Annotated in this window: 11 protein-coding genes; 6 read left to right on the plus strand and 5 right to left on the minus strand. The window is 71.2% G+C overall.

Annotated features, from left to right (window positions below; genetic code table 11):
* Positions 1–69: 69 nt before the first annotated feature.
* The 5 genes from IPG72_06725 to IPG72_06745 all read left to right on the plus strand — a co-directional run bounded on the left by IPG72_06725 (position 70) and on the right by IPG72_06745 (position 9,427).
* Positions 70–786, plus strand: a complete 717-nt coding sequence (locus tag IPG72_06725) for a hypothetical protein (GenBank protein ID MBK6768690.1) — start codon at positions 70–72, stop codon at positions 784–786.
* Between the two features lie 20 nt (positions 787–806).
* Positions 807–1,655, plus strand: coding sequence for a prolipoprotein diacylglyceryl transferase (lgt, locus tag IPG72_06730; GenBank protein ID MBK6768691.1), 849 nt, complete (start codon positions 807–809; stop codon positions 1,653–1,655).
* 15 nt (positions 1,656–1,670) lie between these two features.
* Positions 1,671–3,776, plus strand: coding sequence for a hypothetical protein (locus IPG72_06735; protein MBK6768692.1), 2,106 nt, complete (start codon positions 1,671–1,673; stop codon positions 3,774–3,776).
* Positions 3,777–3,900: 124 nt separating this feature from the next.
* Positions 3,901–5,598, plus strand: a complete 1,698-nt coding sequence (locus tag IPG72_06740; protein ID MBK6768693.1) for a VWA domain-containing protein — start codon at positions 3,901–3,903, stop codon at positions 5,596–5,598.
* A gap of 196 nt (positions 5,599–5,794) precedes the next feature.
* Positions 5,795–9,427, plus strand: coding sequence for a VWA domain-containing protein (locus tag IPG72_06745; GenBank protein ID MBK6768694.1), 3,633 nt, complete (start codon positions 5,795–5,797; stop codon positions 9,425–9,427).
* 30 nt (positions 9,428–9,457) lie between these two features.
* Here the strand turns inward: IPG72_06745 and IPG72_06750 are convergent, their stop codons facing one another.
* From IPG72_06750 to IPG72_06765, 4 genes are all read right to left on the minus strand, one after another.
* Positions 9,458–10,195, minus strand: a complete 738-nt coding sequence (locus IPG72_06750) for an HAD-IA family hydrolase (protein ID MBK6768695.1) — start codon at positions 10,193–10,195, stop codon at positions 9,458–9,460.
* Complete coding sequence (locus tag IPG72_06755) at positions 10,192–10,806, minus strand: MBL fold metallo-hydrolase (GenBank protein ID MBK6768696.1); 615 nt, start codon at positions 10,804–10,806, stop codon at positions 10,192–10,194. The genes IPG72_06750 and IPG72_06755 overlap by 4 nt, the downstream gene beginning before the upstream one ends.
* A 164-nt stretch (positions 10,807–10,970) precedes the next feature.
* Positions 10,971–12,074: a peptidylprolyl isomerase gene (locus tag IPG72_06760; GenBank protein ID MBK6768697.1), complete on the minus strand. Its 1,104-nt coding sequence runs from the start codon at positions 12,072–12,074 to the stop codon at positions 10,971–10,973.
* Between the two features lie 88 nt (positions 12,075–12,162).
* The gene (locus IPG72_06765) at positions 12,163–14,463 is read right to left on the minus strand and encodes a DUF4129 domain-containing protein (protein ID MBK6768698.1); all 2,301 of its coding nucleotides are present in this window, start codon (positions 14,461–14,463) and stop codon (positions 12,163–12,165) included.
* Between the two features lie 257 nt (positions 14,464–14,720).
* Between IPG72_06765 and IPG72_06770 the strand changes: the two genes are divergently transcribed.
* Positions 14,721–15,959 carry a nucleotidyltransferase family protein gene (locus tag IPG72_06770; GenBank protein ID MBK6768699.1) on the plus strand — a complete coding sequence of 413 codons (1,239 nt, stop codon included), beginning with the start codon at positions 14,721–14,723 and terminating at the stop codon, positions 15,957–15,959.
* 49 nt (positions 15,960–16,008) lie between these two features.
* On the opposite strand, the gene IPG72_06775 is transcribed toward IPG72_06770, so the two are convergent.
* Positions 16,009–16,713: a Crp/Fnr family transcriptional regulator gene (locus tag IPG72_06775; protein MBK6768700.1), complete on the minus strand. Its 705-nt coding sequence runs from the start codon at positions 16,711–16,713 to the stop codon at positions 16,009–16,011.
* Between the last annotated feature and the right edge of the window lie 13 nt (positions 16,714–16,726).

Raw genomic sequence — 16,726 nt, forward strand, 5'->3', positions numbered from 1 at the left:
GGCGCCGTGCCTCGAACGCGCGATCGGCGCGCGCCGGCCAGACCCCCAAGCCAGCCTGCGGAGATGCACATGCCCGGCCCGCGCGTTCGCCCCACGAGCGCTTTGTTCCTGCTTGCCGTCCCGTTCCTCGTAGCGGCCTGCCGCGCAGTGGACCCGCCGACCGTGACGCCTGGCGCGCCGGCGAGCGATGGCGCGACGGTCATCGAGATGACGGTGGCGCCGCCGATCCAGCCGCAGCTCGAGCCCGTTCCTGTGACGATCGGCGCCTCGTCGCTGTTCGAGGACCCGAACGGCCTGTTCAAGATCGAGGTGCCGGAGGGTTGGACGGAGAGCCGCCAGCCGCTCGATCCGGCCAAGAATCCGTTCGTGAAGGTCGGCACGGTGTTTCTCGCGCCGGAGAACGGCGATGCGCTCATGAGCGTGACCCAATGGGACAACGGGAAGAAACCGAGCAGCCTCGGTACGACGATCAACCAGGTGCTGCGCGATGTCACCGGATGGATGGACCAACCCGGCTACCGCGAGGTCAGCCGCGAGACCGTGATCGAACGCAAGGGTGAGGCGATGCGGATCGAAATCCAGTATGCCCGCTCGTCCGGCGTTGGGATGCACAGCCTTGCGCTCTTCCAGATCGACGGCACGACGTTCTCGATGGTGAACATCAGCGTCGAGGACGGCAGTTGGCGGGCGAACGAGATCCGGGCGCGCGAGATCCTCCGAACGTATGTCCCGAACCCCGCTGCGCCGCCGCCCGCCGCCGCGGTCGAGACGCCAACCCAGCCGTAGAGACCCAGGAGAGCCGTCGCATGCCCATGCCGCCCGATCCCGTCGCGTTCACCATCCCGTACTTGGGCCGCGAGGTCTTCTGGTACGGGATCATGATCACGCTCGGCACGCTCGCCGGCGCCACCGTCGCCGACCGCGAAGCCAAGCGACGGGGTCTCAACCCCGACCACATCTGGAACGCGCTGATCGTCATGATGATCCTCGGGCTGCTCGGCGCGCGGCTGTATCACGTGTTCTCTCTGCCGGCGAACGTCGACCCCGCCGTGCGGAACGAGTACTTCCAGAACCCGCTGTCGATCATCAGCTTCTGGAAAGGTGGCCTTCGCGGGCTGGGAATCTACGGCGCAATCGCCGGCGGCATGCTTGGTCTGTGGCTGTACACCCGGGTCATGCGGCTTTCGTTCCCGGAGTGGTGCGACATGGCGGCACTCGGCGCGCCGCTCGGCCAGGCGATCGGGCGGTGGGGCAACTGGTTCAACCAGGAGCTGTACGGCACGCCGACGCGCATGCCGTGGGGCACGCCGATCGCTGCCGAGAATCGCCTGCCGCAGTTCGCGAACCTGCCGGAGGAGGCCCGGTTCCACCCGACTTTCCTGTACGAGTCGCTCTGGAACCTCCTCGTCTTCTTCATCCTCCTCTACATCGTCCGGCAGTGGCCCGAGCGGCTGCGCAAAGGCGACGTCGCGCTTGCCTACCTCATCCTCTACCCGGTCGGACGCTACCTCGTTGAGCTGCAGCGGCCCGATGCCTGGACCACGGCCGGCGTGCCCGTCGCCCAAATCCTGGCGGTGGTCACCGTCGTCGCGGTGTCGCTCTGGCTCCTCGTCCGCCACGGCGTCCACCACCGCCTGGTCGGCGCGCGCGCCTAACGCACCGGCCAGCGGATGAGCGAGCTGGCTGCCGACCCGCTGGGCTATCTGCGCTTGGCCGCCGCGGTCAGCGCATGTCTGACGTTGCCCGGATCGGCCGTGCTCACGCTGCTGCGTCACCCGTCGCGCGGGATCGGTCGCTTGGCGCTGTCCATCGGCGTGAGCTTGGCGGTGATACCTGTCGCCGTGCTGTGGGCATCCACCGCCGGCGTGCGATGGTCGTGGCCCGGCCTGGCCTCCGTGCTCGGCCTGTGCGCCGCCGTCACGGTGGTGTGGGGCGCTCGGCTGTTCCAGCGGCGCCGCACGGGTGCCGGGCACGAGCGCGCGGCGGCCGGCATCGGCCTGCTCCTCGTGCTCGCCACGGCGGTGGCGCTGCGGGCGAGTCAAGCCGTCGACCTCGTGGCTGCGCCGTGGGTCGACGGCTACCACCACACCCTCATGGCGCAGCTGTTCATCGATCGCGGCGGCGTGCCGACGAGCTACCGGCCGTACCTTGCGGTCGACGGCTACTACTACCACTTCGGCTTCCACTCCGTTGCCGCTGTCGTCGCTGTCCTCGCGAACGTCCCGGCGCGCCTGGCCGTGCTCTGGCTCGGCCAGACGATCAACGCCTCGGCCAGCCTGACGACGTGGCTCCTGGCGCGCCGTCTCGGTGTTTCGCCGGCCGCCAGCGTCTGGGCCGCGGCGGTGCCGACGGGCCTCTACTTCTTCCCGGCGTACTTTCTCAGCTGGGGCCGCGAGACGCAGCTGACCGGGCTCGTCGTCCTGCCGGCGGCGCTCATGCTTCTCATCGACGCGATCCGACCGGAGCCGGCCGATCTGACGCTGGCCGAGTCGATCATGCGCTCCGTCGACCACCCGAACCGGCGGACGCCGATCCAGCGGGTCGTTGCCGCTGCCGTGGCCGCGGCGGGGCTCCTGCTGGTCCACTACCGGGTGATGATCTTCTACGCGCTCGGTGCCGTGGTCCTCGTCGGCTGGCTGGCACTGCGCCCCCGTGAGGCCGCGATGCGGGCGGCGGTGCGCACGGCACTTCTCCGGCTTGCCGCGACGGCAATGCTGGCGATCGCGCTCGTCGGGCCGTGGTTCTGGCAGCACCTGCTGCCCGGAATCCGGCACCTCCAGCAAGCCTCCGCGGACTGGTATGTGGGTCCGACCGGCGTGGACACGATCCAGATGTGGCACCTCACCGAGCGCCAGAACGCGGTGTGGTTGGCTGTCGGCACGGCGGGCCTCGTCTGGGCGTTCCTGCGCCGGAACGCCGCCGCGGCCAGTGTCGGGGCATGGCTGTGCCTCGCGGCGCTCGCGGTCGCCCTCCCGCTGTTCGGGTTCCCGCGATCATGGATGCTGCCCCCGTCGGCCCTCACGATCAGCTTGTTCATGCCGGCGGCCATCGGTGTGGCGTTGTTCGCCGAGCGGGCGGCGCGGTTGGCGGCGGCCCGCACGCAGCGGCCGGGGGCCGTGCCGTGGGTCGTCGCTGCCGCCGCCGTGCTCGCGACGTGGCAGGGTGCGGCGCAGCAGTCGGACGTCGTACGGGCCGACACCGTGCTGCTGCGGCGCGCCGACCTCGACGCGATGGCGTGGGTTCGCGCCAACACGCCCGAGACGGCCCGCTTCGTGATCGGCACGAAGCACTGGCAGTACGGTACGTACCGCGGCGTCGACGGCGGCTACTGGCTGCCCTTGCTCACCGGACGTCAGACGACGGTGCCGGCGGCGCTGTACACGTACGGCGACCCCGAGGTCGTCCGACAGGTCGGGGCGCTGTGCAAGGCGGTCGCCGACATCGAAGCGCTCAGCGCGGCGCAGCTCTCGGACGTATTCTCCGCGGCGGGCGCCGAATACGCTTACGTTGGCGCCGGGGCCGGCCTCGAGGACGGGTTCTCGGCGGCCCGTTTGCGCGAACAGCCCGACCTGAGGCAGGTTTATGCCCAGGGCGGCGTGGCGATCTTCAAGCGCGAGCCCCCGACCACGGCCGGTGGTCGCCGGCCGCCGGCGGACAATTCCATGACCCATTTGGGCGGTGTTAAGCGTCATAGCCATCAGTACTCATCCCGCGACGACACCGGGACGGCCCCATCGAGGCGTTCGAACGAGCGTTCCGCACGGACAGCGTACTGACCCCCGCGCTCCGGGTGATGACCTTGGCGCGATCGGACCATCGCAGACGGAGGCACGAATGGGCGTTTTCAAGCGATTTCGGACGGGTCGGCCGCTCGCCGCCGCGGCGGCAGGGATCTGCCTCATGGCAGTCGGCACACTCGGCGGTTTGGCGATGCGCCAAGGTGCGCGCGCCGATCTCGTCGAGGCGAGCGCGTGCACGGCCGAAGTGGATAAGTGGGCGGCGCCCACGGTCCTCGAGCTCGGCGAGACGACGCGCGTGACGCTCACGCTGAAGTCGACGTGCCCGCAGGAGAAGGCCCCGATCGACGTCATGATGGTGCTCGACGTGTCGGCATCGATGGGCGACAACGACAAGATCAGACGGGCCAGGGAGGCCGGCATTGCGTTCGTCGCTGCAATGACGAACACGTCGCGTGTCGGTCTCGTGAAGTTCAACCAGGATGCCGGCGTCGCCGTGCCGTTGACGTTCGACCGCAACCGGGTGGCGGTCGGACTCGACGTTGAGATCACGAGCGGCAAGACGAACGTGTCGCAGGCGATCGATGTCGCGCGCGCGCACATCGTCGCCCAAGCCAGACCAGGCGTGAAAACGGCGATGATCGTGCTGACCGACGGCAAGAACACCGTGCCGGCCGATCCCATCCCGGCGGCGGCGCAACGGGCGAAGGACGCCGGTATCGTCGTCGTCACCGTCTGCGCCGGCGGCCAGTGCGATCCGGACCTTTTGCCGGCGGCCAGCGATCCGAGCTTCTACTTCAATGTGCCGAACCCGGCCGACCTCGAGGCGCTCTTCGTCACGCTGGCGACCGAACTCCAGAAGAACGCGGTCGTGTCGCTGACGGTGTACGACATCGTGCCGAGCAACATGCGCTACGTCGACGGATCGTCGGTGCCGCCGGCCGTCGTGTCGACCGAGACCGGCTCACTTCGGACTGTGCTGACGTGGCAGTTTCCGGGGGACATCCCGGAGCCGGGGCTGAGCTACCTCCTCGAGCCCCTGGAGCGCGGCGAGCACCCGACCAACGTCATCGCCGAGGGCATCTTCTTCGATCGCAAGGGCCTGCGGGGCAGCGAGCTGTTCCCGGTGCCGAGCGTGATCGTGCCGGGCGGGTGCCCGCGGCGGCCGCTCGAAGTCTACTTCCTGGTGGACGACAGCACGTGCCTGCTCGGCGCCTCGCTTTCGGGCCTGGACTCGAAGGAGGCGATCGCGCAAGGCGTCGAGCGCGTGCTGGACATGATGGACATGGGCCAGGACACCGCCGCCGTCATCGGCTTCGGCAGCATCGCGACGCTCTACCAGCCGTTGACCCATGACAAGGCCGCCGTCGTCGACGGCGTGCGCCGGGTGGCGATGCAGGACCAGGCGGCGCGGCTCGACCTCGGCTTCCAGGAAGTCCGGCGTGAGATGTCCAGCGCGCGCAGCCGCCCCGAAACGACGAAGATCACGGTCTCCGTCACGGATGGACCGATGATGCCGGCCCCGAACCGTGCGATCGAGCACGCCAAGAACCTGCGGGCGAAGGGCTTCCACCACTACGCGATCGGCATCGGCCCGATCGTGCAGCACGGCGTGTTGCGCAAGGTCGCCGAGCCGGGCGGCTACCGGGCGATATCGCTGGGCGGCAACGTCATCGCGATGTACGTGGACCTGGGCGGCATCTTCACACCGCTCGCGAACGTCTGTCCGCCGACACCTGGCGCCCCGACGGTCACGCCGGTCCTGCCGACCGTGCCGCCGACCGTTCCGGTTCCTCCCACCGATCCGCCCCCGCCGCCACCCGTCGTGCGCCGGTTCATCCCGTGGGCGGAGAAGCCCTAGGACGCTGTCACTGGACACGCTTCGGATATCCGACAGAGGTGGTTATCCGCGGGCCCTGCAGTGACAGTGTCCCAGCGGGTTCGTACACGTGCCGACAGCGGGTCGGCCGGGCCCGCAACCTGCGTGCTCGGTCGATCCGCTGTCGGCGGGATCGCGCCCGCCGCACAGCGGTCGCCGCCCATCCGGCGGCGCGGCCGTGACCGACGATCGTCGCACGGTCGGGCGGCGGGCTGCCCATCGGGTGGCCGCCGTGCTCGTCCTCGGCGTGCTCGCCGGCGTCGGCACTCCGGTCCGCGGACAGGCGGCGGACGAAGCCTCCGCCTACCGCCTTGCCGCAACGTGGTCCGATCGGCCGTGGCAGCTGCGTGCCGGCGCGTTTGCCCGCGTCGTCGATGTGGCGCTCGCGCCGGGCGGGGACCGACTCGTGCTCGACGGGCACCAGTCGGCGCTGCATCGCATGCGGCCCGACGGCACGCCGGCGAGCGTCTGGCCGCTCAGCGAGCATGGCGTCGCGCCGTCCGACGGGTGGCTGCCGCAGCGACTGGCCGTCCAGCACGGGACGGGCGATATCGCGCTTCTCAGCACGCGCGAGATGTCCGGCGGCCAGCGGCGCTCCCTCGTCGTCGTGCTGACGCCGTCCGGCGCCGTGGCGCACCGGTTCGAGGCCGACGGCGCCTACCGCGACGTTGGCCTGCTCCGGGACGGCCGCGTCGTCCTCGCCCGCACCCGGCCGCGCGTGCCGCCGACGCCGGGCCGCGGCCCGGTGCCGCGCCTGCCGGGCGGACTCGACGTCTTCTCGGCGGGCGGCGTGCTGAGCGACGTCATCGAGCGGCGGGCACTCTACCTGCCGATCGCCCTCGATGTCGCGCCAAACGGCGATGTGCACGTGGTGAATTGGCTGCCGCTGCCTGCCGGCACAGAGCCCGGACCCGAGCCGACGCAGCGTCCGTCCGTTGGCCGCGCGCGCGCCGCACAGGCCGGCGAAGCGGACGCCGTCGAGGGTGTCGTGACGTTCGATGCCGCCTTCGTCTGGCGGCGCACGACGCCGTTCGACGCCGCGGACGACGTCGCGGTCGGCGGGCGCGTCTTCGTGTCGCGTCAGGCGGACGTGTTCGCGCTCGGCGACGTCGAGCCGATCTGGACCGCCCCGGCGGGCGCGCTCAGCCTGCCGTACTTCGGCCGCCTGCTAGCGCTGACCGCCGGGCCGGATCGCACGCTCGTCGCTGCGCTCGCCCACTGCTCCTTTCAAGGGATCGTCGACCTCTCGGCAGCGCCCGGCGGGCCGCCGCCGGCGCTCCACGGATCGCTCGACCGCCCCGCCCTCGCCGGTCCGCTGGCGCCGATCCGGATCGCGGCGGAGCAGGCGCTCGACGTGCTTCAGGGCCGCTTCGAGGCCGTGTCCGGCCCGGGCCGGGCGCCCGTCGTGTTCGGTCGCGCCGGCGCGGAACCGCAGTCGATCGTCCGGCTCGGCGATCACGGTGAACCGCTCCGACAGGTCGGGGTCTGCGGCGATGACCAGGTCTGGTTCGAGACGCCGTCCGACGCCCGCTGGGCCGTCGACGTCGCATCGCGCGGCGACTGGGTCTTCGAGGGCGCACCCGAACTCGTCACGGCCAGCCGTCTCGGCGCGGCCGAGTCGCTGCCGGCATGGCAGCTCTGGCTCGGGGCGATCGAACCGACGGGTTCGGCCGCGCCGTCGACCGCACCGAGCACGCCCCACCTCGCTGCCCTCGACGCCCACGCAGCGCGACTGGCGATCCTGGACGTCGGCCGGGCGAGCGTCCTCCTCGTTGACCTGGATCGCGCCGCCGCGGCCGTGGACGATGTCGCATCCGCTGCCATCGGGTGGTCGACGGAGTCGCTGCTGGGCAACCTGCCGTCGGACATTGCCCTCGGTGGCGACGCGGCGTACCTCGCCGATGCCGGCGGCCGCCGCATCGTCGTCGCGGACCTGAGCGGCCGTCTCGTGCGCGGGTTTGAGGTCCACGACACCCCGCTGGCCATTGCCGTGGCGCACGCGCCCGGCGCCGTGCAGGACGTGTTCGTCCTCGGCCGCCACGGCTGGGGCATGCGCTACACCCCCGAGGGCCGGCTCGTCGCCCGCTGGCGCCTGCCGCTGGCGAGCGCCGCCACGGACATCGCCGTCTTGCCCGACGGGCGCGTGGCGGTCTCGTTCCTGCGCGGCGCGCCGCCTGAGCCGGGTGATGCCCCGGACGGACTGCGGGTCGCGCAAGGCGGCGTCTGGGTGTTCGCCCCACAGCTGACCGAGCCGGCGACGGGATCGCCGCCGACGGCGTGCCTGATCGCGACGGACAAGCGGGCCGCTCCGTCCGTGGTCCGGCGCGGTGAGGCGGTGACCGTCACGCTCACCGCCGGCGGCACGTGCCCGGCCCGCCGATCCGAGACGGACCTCGTGCTCGTCGTCGATACCTCGCGCTCGATGAGCTGGGACGGCGCTGTGGAACGGGCGCGGAAGGCCATCATCGGGGTGCTGGCCGCACTGGACGGCCGGAGCGTGCGGATCGCGCTCGTCACGTTCGCCGATGACGGCAAGGTGGTGGAGCCGTTGACGGCCGATGTGTCCCGCATCGTACGGGCGGTCACGGCATTGTCGGCCGGCGGCGACACGCGCATGGCCGGAGCGCTCGCCGCCGCTGACCAGATCGTGCGCGACTCGACCGCGGCGCGCACCGCCGTGCTCGTCGTGACGGACGGTGAGCTGAAGGACTACCCCCAGGCGGCCGCCCGCGCGCTCGCCGACCGCGGCGCGGCGCTCTACGCGCTGGCGGTGCCGCTCCGTTCGTACACCTATCAGCATACGCGGGCGCTCGCCGGACTCGTCGGCGACGGGCATGTGTTCGTCGACCCGGACGCCGCGCGCTCGGCGGTGCTGGCCGGCGTGATCACGGCGGAGGCGCCGGTGCCTCATCTCCTGGCGCAGGCCGTCGTCACCGACACGCTGCCGGCCGACATGGCGTTCATCGAGGGCTCGGCCGAACCGCCCGCAACGTGGGACGAAATGGAGCGCCGGTTGACGTGGCACCTGCCGGTCGTGCCGCTGACGGCCACGGTGCAGCTGCGCTACGCCGTCCGGCCGACGACCACTGGGCTCCGGCGGACGAACGTTGCGGCGCGTGTGACGGGGCGGGACGGCACGGGTTGGGGGCAGGACCTGGTCTTCCCGGTGCCGATCGTGAAGGTCTGGGACCGCACCACGCTCCATTCCCGCGCCTACTTGCCGCTCGGCGTCGCCGGCGCGTGCGTCCGACCGCCGCCCGGGGACGTCGTCCTCGTGCTCGACGCTTCGCGCAGCATGAACGAGCCGGCACTGCCGGGAACGGGCACGAAGCTCGACGTCGCGAAGGCGGCGGTCCGCACCTTTGCCGCGCGGCTGTCGGGTAGCGGCGCACGTGCCGGTCTCGTCGCGTTCTCCGAGGAAGCGCGCGTGCATGTCCACCTGACCGCCGACGACGTCGAAATCGCGCGGGGCGTGGCGGAGGTCACCGCGGCGCCGGGGACGCGCATCGACCGCGCGTTGGCCGCGGCGGATCGGCTGCTGGCCGACGAGGCCCGGTCTGGCGCGTTCCGTGCCGTCGTGCTCCTGACGGACGGGCGCGCTTCAACGCCGGCGTCCGACGTGACGGCGGCGGCCGACGCCCTCACCGGTCGCGGCAGCGCACTGTACGCGATCGCGCTGGGGGACGACGCCGACATCGCGCTGTTGGGGCGGATCGTGCGGCCGTCGAGCGGTCTCGTGCGCGCCGTGGACGCCGCGGCCATCGATGGCGCGTTCGATGCCGTGTTCGAGGCGCTCCGCTGCCGCCGCTGACGATCGACGAAGCCGATCGGCGCGGGGGCATCAGAGTCCGAGCAGCTCGATCAGCTCGCGCAGGTCGTGGACAACCGTGCAGTCTAGGCTCTCGTGGCGGCGTTCCCGGTCGATGAGCACCGCGGCGATGCCGGCCGCACGGGCGCCGACGACGTCCTTGACGTACGTGTCGCCGACGTGCACGGCGCCGGCCGCGTCGATGCCAAGCCGTTGGAGGGCCATCGCAAACAGCTCGGGCTCCGGCTTGGCGATCCCGACGCGCGACGAGACGACGATCGAGTGCAGGTGATGGCCAAGGGCCAAGTCGAGCAGGATCGCCTCGAGGCCATGGCCCCAGTCGGAGACCACGGCCACCGGAATCCCGGCGCGATAGAGCGCGTCCAGCACGTCGGGCACGTCCTCGAACAACTGCCAATGCCGTGCCTGGCCGTAGGCGTCGTAGATCGCGTCGGCCAACGGGGTCCAGCGCGGGTCGACGGCGGCCGTACCGCTGAGGCGCGCGAGCGCGTCGGCATATGCGTCCGTGAACAACCGCCGCACGTTGGCCTCGCTGTGCCAGAACGGGCCGCGATGCCAGCGCCCGGCCAGGTCGGACGACGCCGCGGCCATCGCCTCGGCCAGCATGTCGTCGGGCACGACGACGCCGACGCCGGCTGCGGCTTCGGCGGCCACGGTGCCGGGCGGCGTCAGCTCGCGGATGAGGGTCTGGCCGGCGTCGAGCAGCACGCCGCGCAACGCCGGCACATCGCCGCGGCGCGGCAGGATCAAGGCTGGATCGGCCTGAGCAGCACGACGGTCGTGTCGTCCGCCAAGCGGTCGACCGCAACCCGATAGCTGTCCTGTGCGACGACGTCGCTGGCGCCCATGGCCGCCAGGAAGTGCGCCAGCGCTTCGCGCTCCGGCGGCGGTGGGTCGTCGAGCGGCAGCGCGGCGTGGACCGGGATGACGATGCCCGGCTCGAGCTTGCCGACGATCTCCGCGGCCTTCGCCGGCGGCAGGCGCCCGGCGCCGCCGATCGGCAGCAAGAGGACGTCGATCCGGCCGAGGGCCTCGAGCTCCGACTCGGACGGCACGTGGTCGGTGGCCCCCAGGTGGCACACCGTGACGTCGTCCGCGGTGTAAACGTAGGCCGTGTTCACCTGACGCTCGTCCAGCGGCCCCAACCGCGCGGGCAGCGTTCGAACGCCGATGACGAAGACGCCCGCCTTCTCGTACTCGCCCGGGCCGTCGATCCAGCGGCCCGCGTGGACGCCCGCCGGCAGCATGGCCCGCCGGCTCACGGTGACGACGTCCGCCCGTTCGGCCGCCGCCGCGACGCCGGCCGTCGGCACCGGCGGCGGGTCGATCAGCACGGCGGCGCCGGCCGTGCGCAGTTCCACGCAACCCTCAGCGAGCCATCGGATGTCCAAGCGGTGCTCCTCGGCGGTGTCCGCCATGTGTCGGATCTGGCGTGTCGGATCTGGCGGTGCAGGATCTGCGCCGTGCGGGATGCATAGCGTGGGCGAAGATGCGGCGCGGGATCGGGGGAACTGCCGGAACGACGTCAGCTGCCGGAATCCAGCGCATCCTTCAGGTCGGAGATGTAGATCACGACGTCTGCCGTCTGATGTTGCTCGGCCAGCCAGTCCTGCACCCGCTGCTCCCGCAACTTCAGCGCAAGCTCCGGATCGATGGCCCGCGCCGGATCCGTTTCGGTCACCTCGACGATGTGAAAGCCGAAGTCCGTCTTCACGACACCCGATCGCTGGCCGGACTGCAGGCCGGCGATCACGGCCTCGAGTTCGGCGCTCGGCAGGTTGCTGAAGCCGTCGATGATCGGCACCCAGCCGAGGTCGCCGCCGCCGCTCGCCGAGACCTCGTCTTTGGACGTGTCCGACGCGACCGTCGCAAATTCCTCGCCCGCGTCGAGCCTCGCCAGTGCGGCCGTGCAGTCCGCTTCCGTGATGCACAGGATGTGCCGGGCGTGGCCGAAGAGAGCGGTCGACGGCACATCGCGGCTGATCTCCTCGACGAACTTGCGGCCGACGATCGCCTGGCGCTCCATCGCAAAGACGTCGGCTTCCGAGACACCGGTGGCCGCGCGCGCCGCATCGAAGTCGGCCGTCCCGCCAGCCTGCTGCCGGTACGCCGCGAGGCTGGCCTCGACCTCTTGGTTCGTCGCCGTGATCCCGCGCCGGGCCGATTCCTGTTCGATCAGTGCCTGGTCGATGATCTCGCTCAATACGTCGCGGCGCAGCGCCAAGAGCTGGCGCTGACCGGCGTCCGTGTTGGGGTCGAGGCCCTTGTCGACATAATATCGCTGCGTGTCAAGGGCCTGCGTTTGGAAGTCCGCCAGCGGGATCGGCTGGCCGTTCACGGAGGCCGCAAGCTCGGTGGCCATCGTCGAGTCGGCGGGCGCGGTGCCGTCCGCGGTGCCCGTGTCGGCCCCGGCACCGACGACGGCCTTGCCGTTCTCGGCCGGCGCCGGCGCGTCCTCCGACGCGGCATCGCCGCCGACGTCGGCGCGACCCGATGCGTCCTCGCGGGCGGACGGGCTGCCGTCCTCCTCGCCGCCACTCGGCCGGCAGCCGGCGACGAAGCCGACGAGGAGGAGGGCACATGTGGGCACGATCCAACCATCGCGCCGCAGCGCGTGTTTCACTTGCATCTCTTGCTCCGGTTGGTGGGCGGGACGCCGCAGTATATCCGACGAGGTCGCCTAAGCAAGACGCGGGCCGCCTGGTCGGCGCACGTCGTTACGCCGAACCGTCCTCTGTGCCGTCGGACCGATGGCTTCGGCGCGCGATCCACCGCTCTCGAACGGTTCGGACGACGGTCGACGGGCCGATTCTGCGCACCTTCTGCCAGGCCGCCTCAAGCCGGTCCGACAGCCCGTCCGACGGCTGGCGCCCGAATCGCTCGGCCACGTAGGCACGCGTGATCGTGGAGATTTCCTCGTCCGCCTCGGGAATCTTCCGGGACAGCCGTCGGCTGTACTCGCTCGGGGTCTCGGCGCGTGTCGGACCCACGCCGAGCCACCGGGCAACCCTCACGACCCGCCCGTAGCTGCGCTCGGCGGCACTCATCCCGGCCAGCGGGCGCTGCCACCACCATCGGCCGCCGGCCGCGATCGCGGCGACGACGGTGATCACCGCCAGCAGCGGCCACCACCGGCCGAAGCCCTTCGCAGCCAAGGCGGCGGATTGGCCGCGCTCGGGCGACTGTTCGGCCGCCGGCGGGCGCTGGTCTTCCTCGGGCAACAGGTCCTCCGGCGGCCGGGCCGAATCGCCGGACGCCGGCGGCGCCTGTGACGCGAGCTGGCGCGCATCGTCGGCCGTTGCCGGACGGTCAAGGGCCTGCTCGTTGGCCGTCGGCTCGAACTCGATCCAGCCGTAATCGGCAAAGAACACCTCGGGCCAGGTGTGGGCGTCGAAGTCGTGCAGGCGGCGGGCGGTTCCGGTGCCGAGCTGCTCGCCCCCGGCGTAGCCGGCGGCGAGCCGGGCCGGGATGCCGAGGCTGCGCGCCAGCACAACGAACGACGTGCTGTAGTAGTCGCAATACCCCTGCTGGATGTCGAACAGGAACCAGTCCGCCTTGTCCTGGCCGCGCGGCGGGTCGGGAATCGTCTCCGTGTAGCGCATGGATCGGCGAAGGTAAGACTCGATGGCCTTCGCCTTGTCCCAGCGCGTCGGCTCTTCGCCGGCGATCGAGACCGCCAGGTCGCGCACGCGCTGGGGTACGGACTCCGGCAACTGCAGGTAACGCGCTGCCACCCAGTCCGGATCACCGGCGCGTTCGGCGCCTTGAAGCTCCGACGTGCTTGCCGCGCTGAGGTTCGACCAGACGGAGTACTGCCCCCCCTGCGGCAGAGCCGTACCGCTCTCGATCGCGAGCACGTCGCGGCCGCTGGCGGCGACCTCGAGCGTGGTGGGGATATCGAACCGATCCGGGGCGGCCAGCGCGTACAGCTGCGTAACCCCGGGCTTGAGCGTGCGCACCGTTTGCGTCACGGCCCGCGATGCTGCCCATGCGTCGCCGACCGGCTCGAGGGCGGTCGCCGTGCGCTGGTTGTCCGGCGTCCGGCGCCAGCCCTGTCCATCCCATGTGTCGAAAACCGCCATGCGGAAGTACCGCGCCGGAACGCCGTTCTGGCCGTCCAGCTCGACGTCGAACACCGGTTGGCTGCCGAGCTCAATGCTGCCGGTGAGCGGCATGGCGTTGCCGAAACTGTTGCCCTCGCCGCGGATCGGGTAGTTCAAGTTCGGGAAGTAGCGGCCGGACAGCTTGCGCGTGCGTTCGGACATGGCCGACCACGTCGCCGGCAGGTCGCGCAGGACCGCGCTCTGGATGCGCCCGGGCAGCACGAACGCCACGGCGATCGCCACGGCGGCGACGACGAGGCTGTCGCGCAGGAAGTCGAACTCCATCCCGGATCCGTGGTGAATCCGCTCGGCCTGCCAGCGCTCGAGGCGGAGCGCGATATGGGTGCGGGCGGCCAGCAGGAACGCGCACAGCATGAAGAAGCCGATATAGGCGGCGTAGCCGTTGAGCCGTGCCGAGTACAGGCTGAACACGAGCGCGAACCCGCTCGGCAGCACAGCGCCCGACCAGCTGATGTAGCGCTCGGCGAACCACGTGCAGATGTACGCCAGCAGCCACAGGAGGAGTGCCATCGTGATCGTGAAGAACAGCGCCATCATGTCCGACTGGTCGCTCGTGAGCGGCATGCCGCTGCGGGCGACGTTTGGCCAGGCAAGGTACAGGTTCCGCACGTACGCCAAGCGGTCGGTCAAAGGCAGAGCATCAAAGCCGGCCGGGGCGCTCTGGTAGTCCGACACGAGCCCGGTGGCCAGGTAGAATGTGCACGCCGTGCCGATGACAGCACTCCAGCCGTGCGCGACGAGCACCGGCATCCAGCGCCACGCCGACAACACGGCGCCAACGGCCACGCCGCCGAGGACGACCGGGGTCAGGATCGTGAGGCCGGGCACCCAGCCGGCGTTCTCGATCGACCATGCCAGGCACAGCTGCATGCACCCAACGAGAATGATGCTCACCCACCCAGAAGGTCGTCGCACGGGTCACGCTCCTCCGAGCGGCGTCCGATGCACGACACATCCCGGACACCGCTTCCTGTCGGCGGGGCGCATTCGACTGCCGACCCTCGCCCTGCACTCGTTCCGTCGGCAAGATGCTCGGCGGGTCGGGGCGGACCCAAGCACGGCCTACCATAGCAGCCGACAGCCGAACCCTCCAAGCGATGCCGCGCCGACCGGCCGATCGTCCGGCCGACCCACGCGATGATACGGCCGTGATGGCCGGGCCGTTCACCCCGCCGGCAAGCCTCGACGCGCCGCAGCGCCTTGAACTGGCCCGCTCCGCCGGGAAGCTCGCGCTGGCTGTGGCCACGGGCGTGGACCCGCGCGCCCTTGCCCGCACCACGGCCGAGATCGTCGCGGCTTGCGGCGATCCGGCGGCCGAAGCGATCGTCCGCTGGGCGGAGGCGGAAGGTATCGCCGCGCTCATCGCGCCGTCGCTGGGTCCGATGGCACCGACGGCCGTCGCTGCCGGCTTGGCGGACACGGCGCGGCGCGTTGCGGATCGCGCGGTCGTGCTGGCCGCCGACCGGGCGCGGCTGGCCGGCGCCCTCACGTCGGCGGGCGTGCCGTGGCGGCCACTCAAGGGCGCGTGGCTGGCCGACAACGCCTATCCCGACCCGACGCTGCGACCGATGGCGGACACGGACATCTACGTGCCGCCCGAGCACGTCCCGGCGGCGGACGCGGCGCTGAGCGGTATGGGCTATCGACACGCCGGCACGAGCTGGAAGCACGACGCGTACGCCATGCCGGGTGCCGCCGTCGTCGACTGGCGGGGCGAGCATCCGGACAACCCGCGGCCGGTCGACGTTCATCCGCGCGTCCTGGAAGGGTTCCGAGGGCTGACGCTCGACATCGGTGCGCTCACCGCATCGCCGGAGGCGACTGCCGCGATGCCGGTCGATCCTTGGCCGGACGATGCGGCGATGCTGCTCCACATCACCGCTCACGCGACGGTGGACGCCCTCAGCCGAAAGCTGCGGCTGCTGTCCCTCGTCGATGTCGGCGTCGTCGCATCGCGCGCCACCGATCGGACATGGCAGCGGGCCGTCGACGTGGCGGCGACGCCGCATGCCGCTCGGTTCATCTGGCCGGCGCTGTACCTTGCCGCGCGCGAACTCGACGCGCATGTGCCGTGCACGGTGCTCGAAGGCCTCGCCCGACACGTCCGGGCGCCGCTGCGCCGTTGGGCTGACGGTGTCGATGTCGACCAAGTGGCCCGCGCGGGCATGGCGACCGCTCGGAGGCCGCTGCTGGAGACCCCGCGCATGTGGCCGCTCAACGCACGCGAAACCGGCACGGTGGTCCGTTGGATCGCCTGGCCGCCGCGCAGCGCGCTGGCCGATCGGTATCCGCGCCTCGCGTCATCACCGCACTGGCCGCTCGCCTTCGCGCTCCACGTCGCCGACTCGTGGCGCACCGCGCGCCACAGATGGCGGTTGCGGGACCGGTAGGACGAACGCGCGCGAGCGATCGCCCGTGCCCCGGGACGATTCCGTCCGCTCAATCCGTGCGATGCATCGGGCTTTGTGTCGCCTCGCTCAGCGCATCCATGCGCAGGATCGTCCAGAACTCGGGCCCCCGTTCAACGACGCTCTCGTACTGGTACTTCTCGAGGACCTTGTCGACCTGTGACGCGAACAGATCGGCCATCGAGGCGATGTCGTCAATGCTGAGCGGATGCTTGATCATGACCCCGCTGCGTTCACCCGGCACCCCGTGCCGCTCCGCGTAGGCCAGGAGGATCTTGGCGACGCGCGCCGGCGGGTCGATCTGGTCGTCCAGGAGTCGCTTGTTCATGGACCGCACCATCTCCGCGAGGCTGTGCAGCACGGCATCGCAGGCCGTCGGATTCGTGTGAACCATGTCCAAGAAGGCGTCGCGGTGGAGCGCGACCAGCGTGCTGTCCGCCATCGCCGTTGCGGTGGCGCTGCGCGGCTCGCCGTCCAGCAGCGCAAAGCCGCCGAAGGAATCGCCGGGATAGAGGCTGACGAGCGTCAACACCTGCCCGGTCGGCGAAGTTGTCGTGATGCGCACCTCGCCGGAGTCGACGATGAACAGCTCGCTCCCCCGCTCGCCCTCGTCGAAGACGATGGTGCCGGCTGCGATCTGCCGGCGCTGGGTAAGGTCGGCCAGTGTCTCGAGCGCGGTGTCGCTCAGGCCGGAGGTGAGGAAGCAGCGACGAAGCGCATCGGAGGCTCGTGACATGGGTATGGGCTCT

Source organism: Candidatus Avedoeria danica (genome assembly GCA_016703025.1).
GTDB lineage: Bacteria > Chloroflexota > Anaerolineae > Epilineales > Epilineaceae > Avedoeria > Avedoeria danica.

What these genes read in the sequence shown, in the direction of transcription:
- IPG72_06735 (MBK6768692.1), top strand. Translation starts at nt 1,671, where the DNA reads ATGAGCGAGCTGGCTGCCGACCCGCTGGGCTATCTGCGCTTGGCCGCC.
- IPG72_06725 (MBK6768690.1), top strand. Translation starts at nt 70, where the DNA reads ATGCCCGGCCCGCGCGTTCGCCCCACGAGCGCTTTGTTCCTGCTTGCC.
- IPG72_06770 (MBK6768699.1), top strand. Translation starts at nt 14,721, where the DNA reads ATGGCCGGGCCGTTCACCCCGCCGGCAAGCCTCGACGCGCCGCAGCGC.
- IPG72_06740 (MBK6768693.1), top strand. Translation starts at nt 3,901, where the DNA reads ATGGCAGTCGGCACACTCGGCGGTTTGGCGATGCGCCAAGGTGCGCGC.
- IPG72_06760 (MBK6768697.1), bottom strand. Translation starts at nt 12,074, where the DNA reads ATGCAAGTGAAACACGCGCTGCGGCGCGATGGTTGGATCGTGCCCACA.
- lgt (MBK6768691.1), top strand. Translation starts at nt 807, where the DNA reads ATGCCCATGCCGCCCGATCCCGTCGCGTTCACCATCCCGTACTTGGGC.
- IPG72_06775 (MBK6768700.1), bottom strand. Translation starts at nt 16,713, where the DNA reads ATGTCACGAGCCTCCGATGCGCTTCGTCGCTGCTTCCTCACCTCCGGC.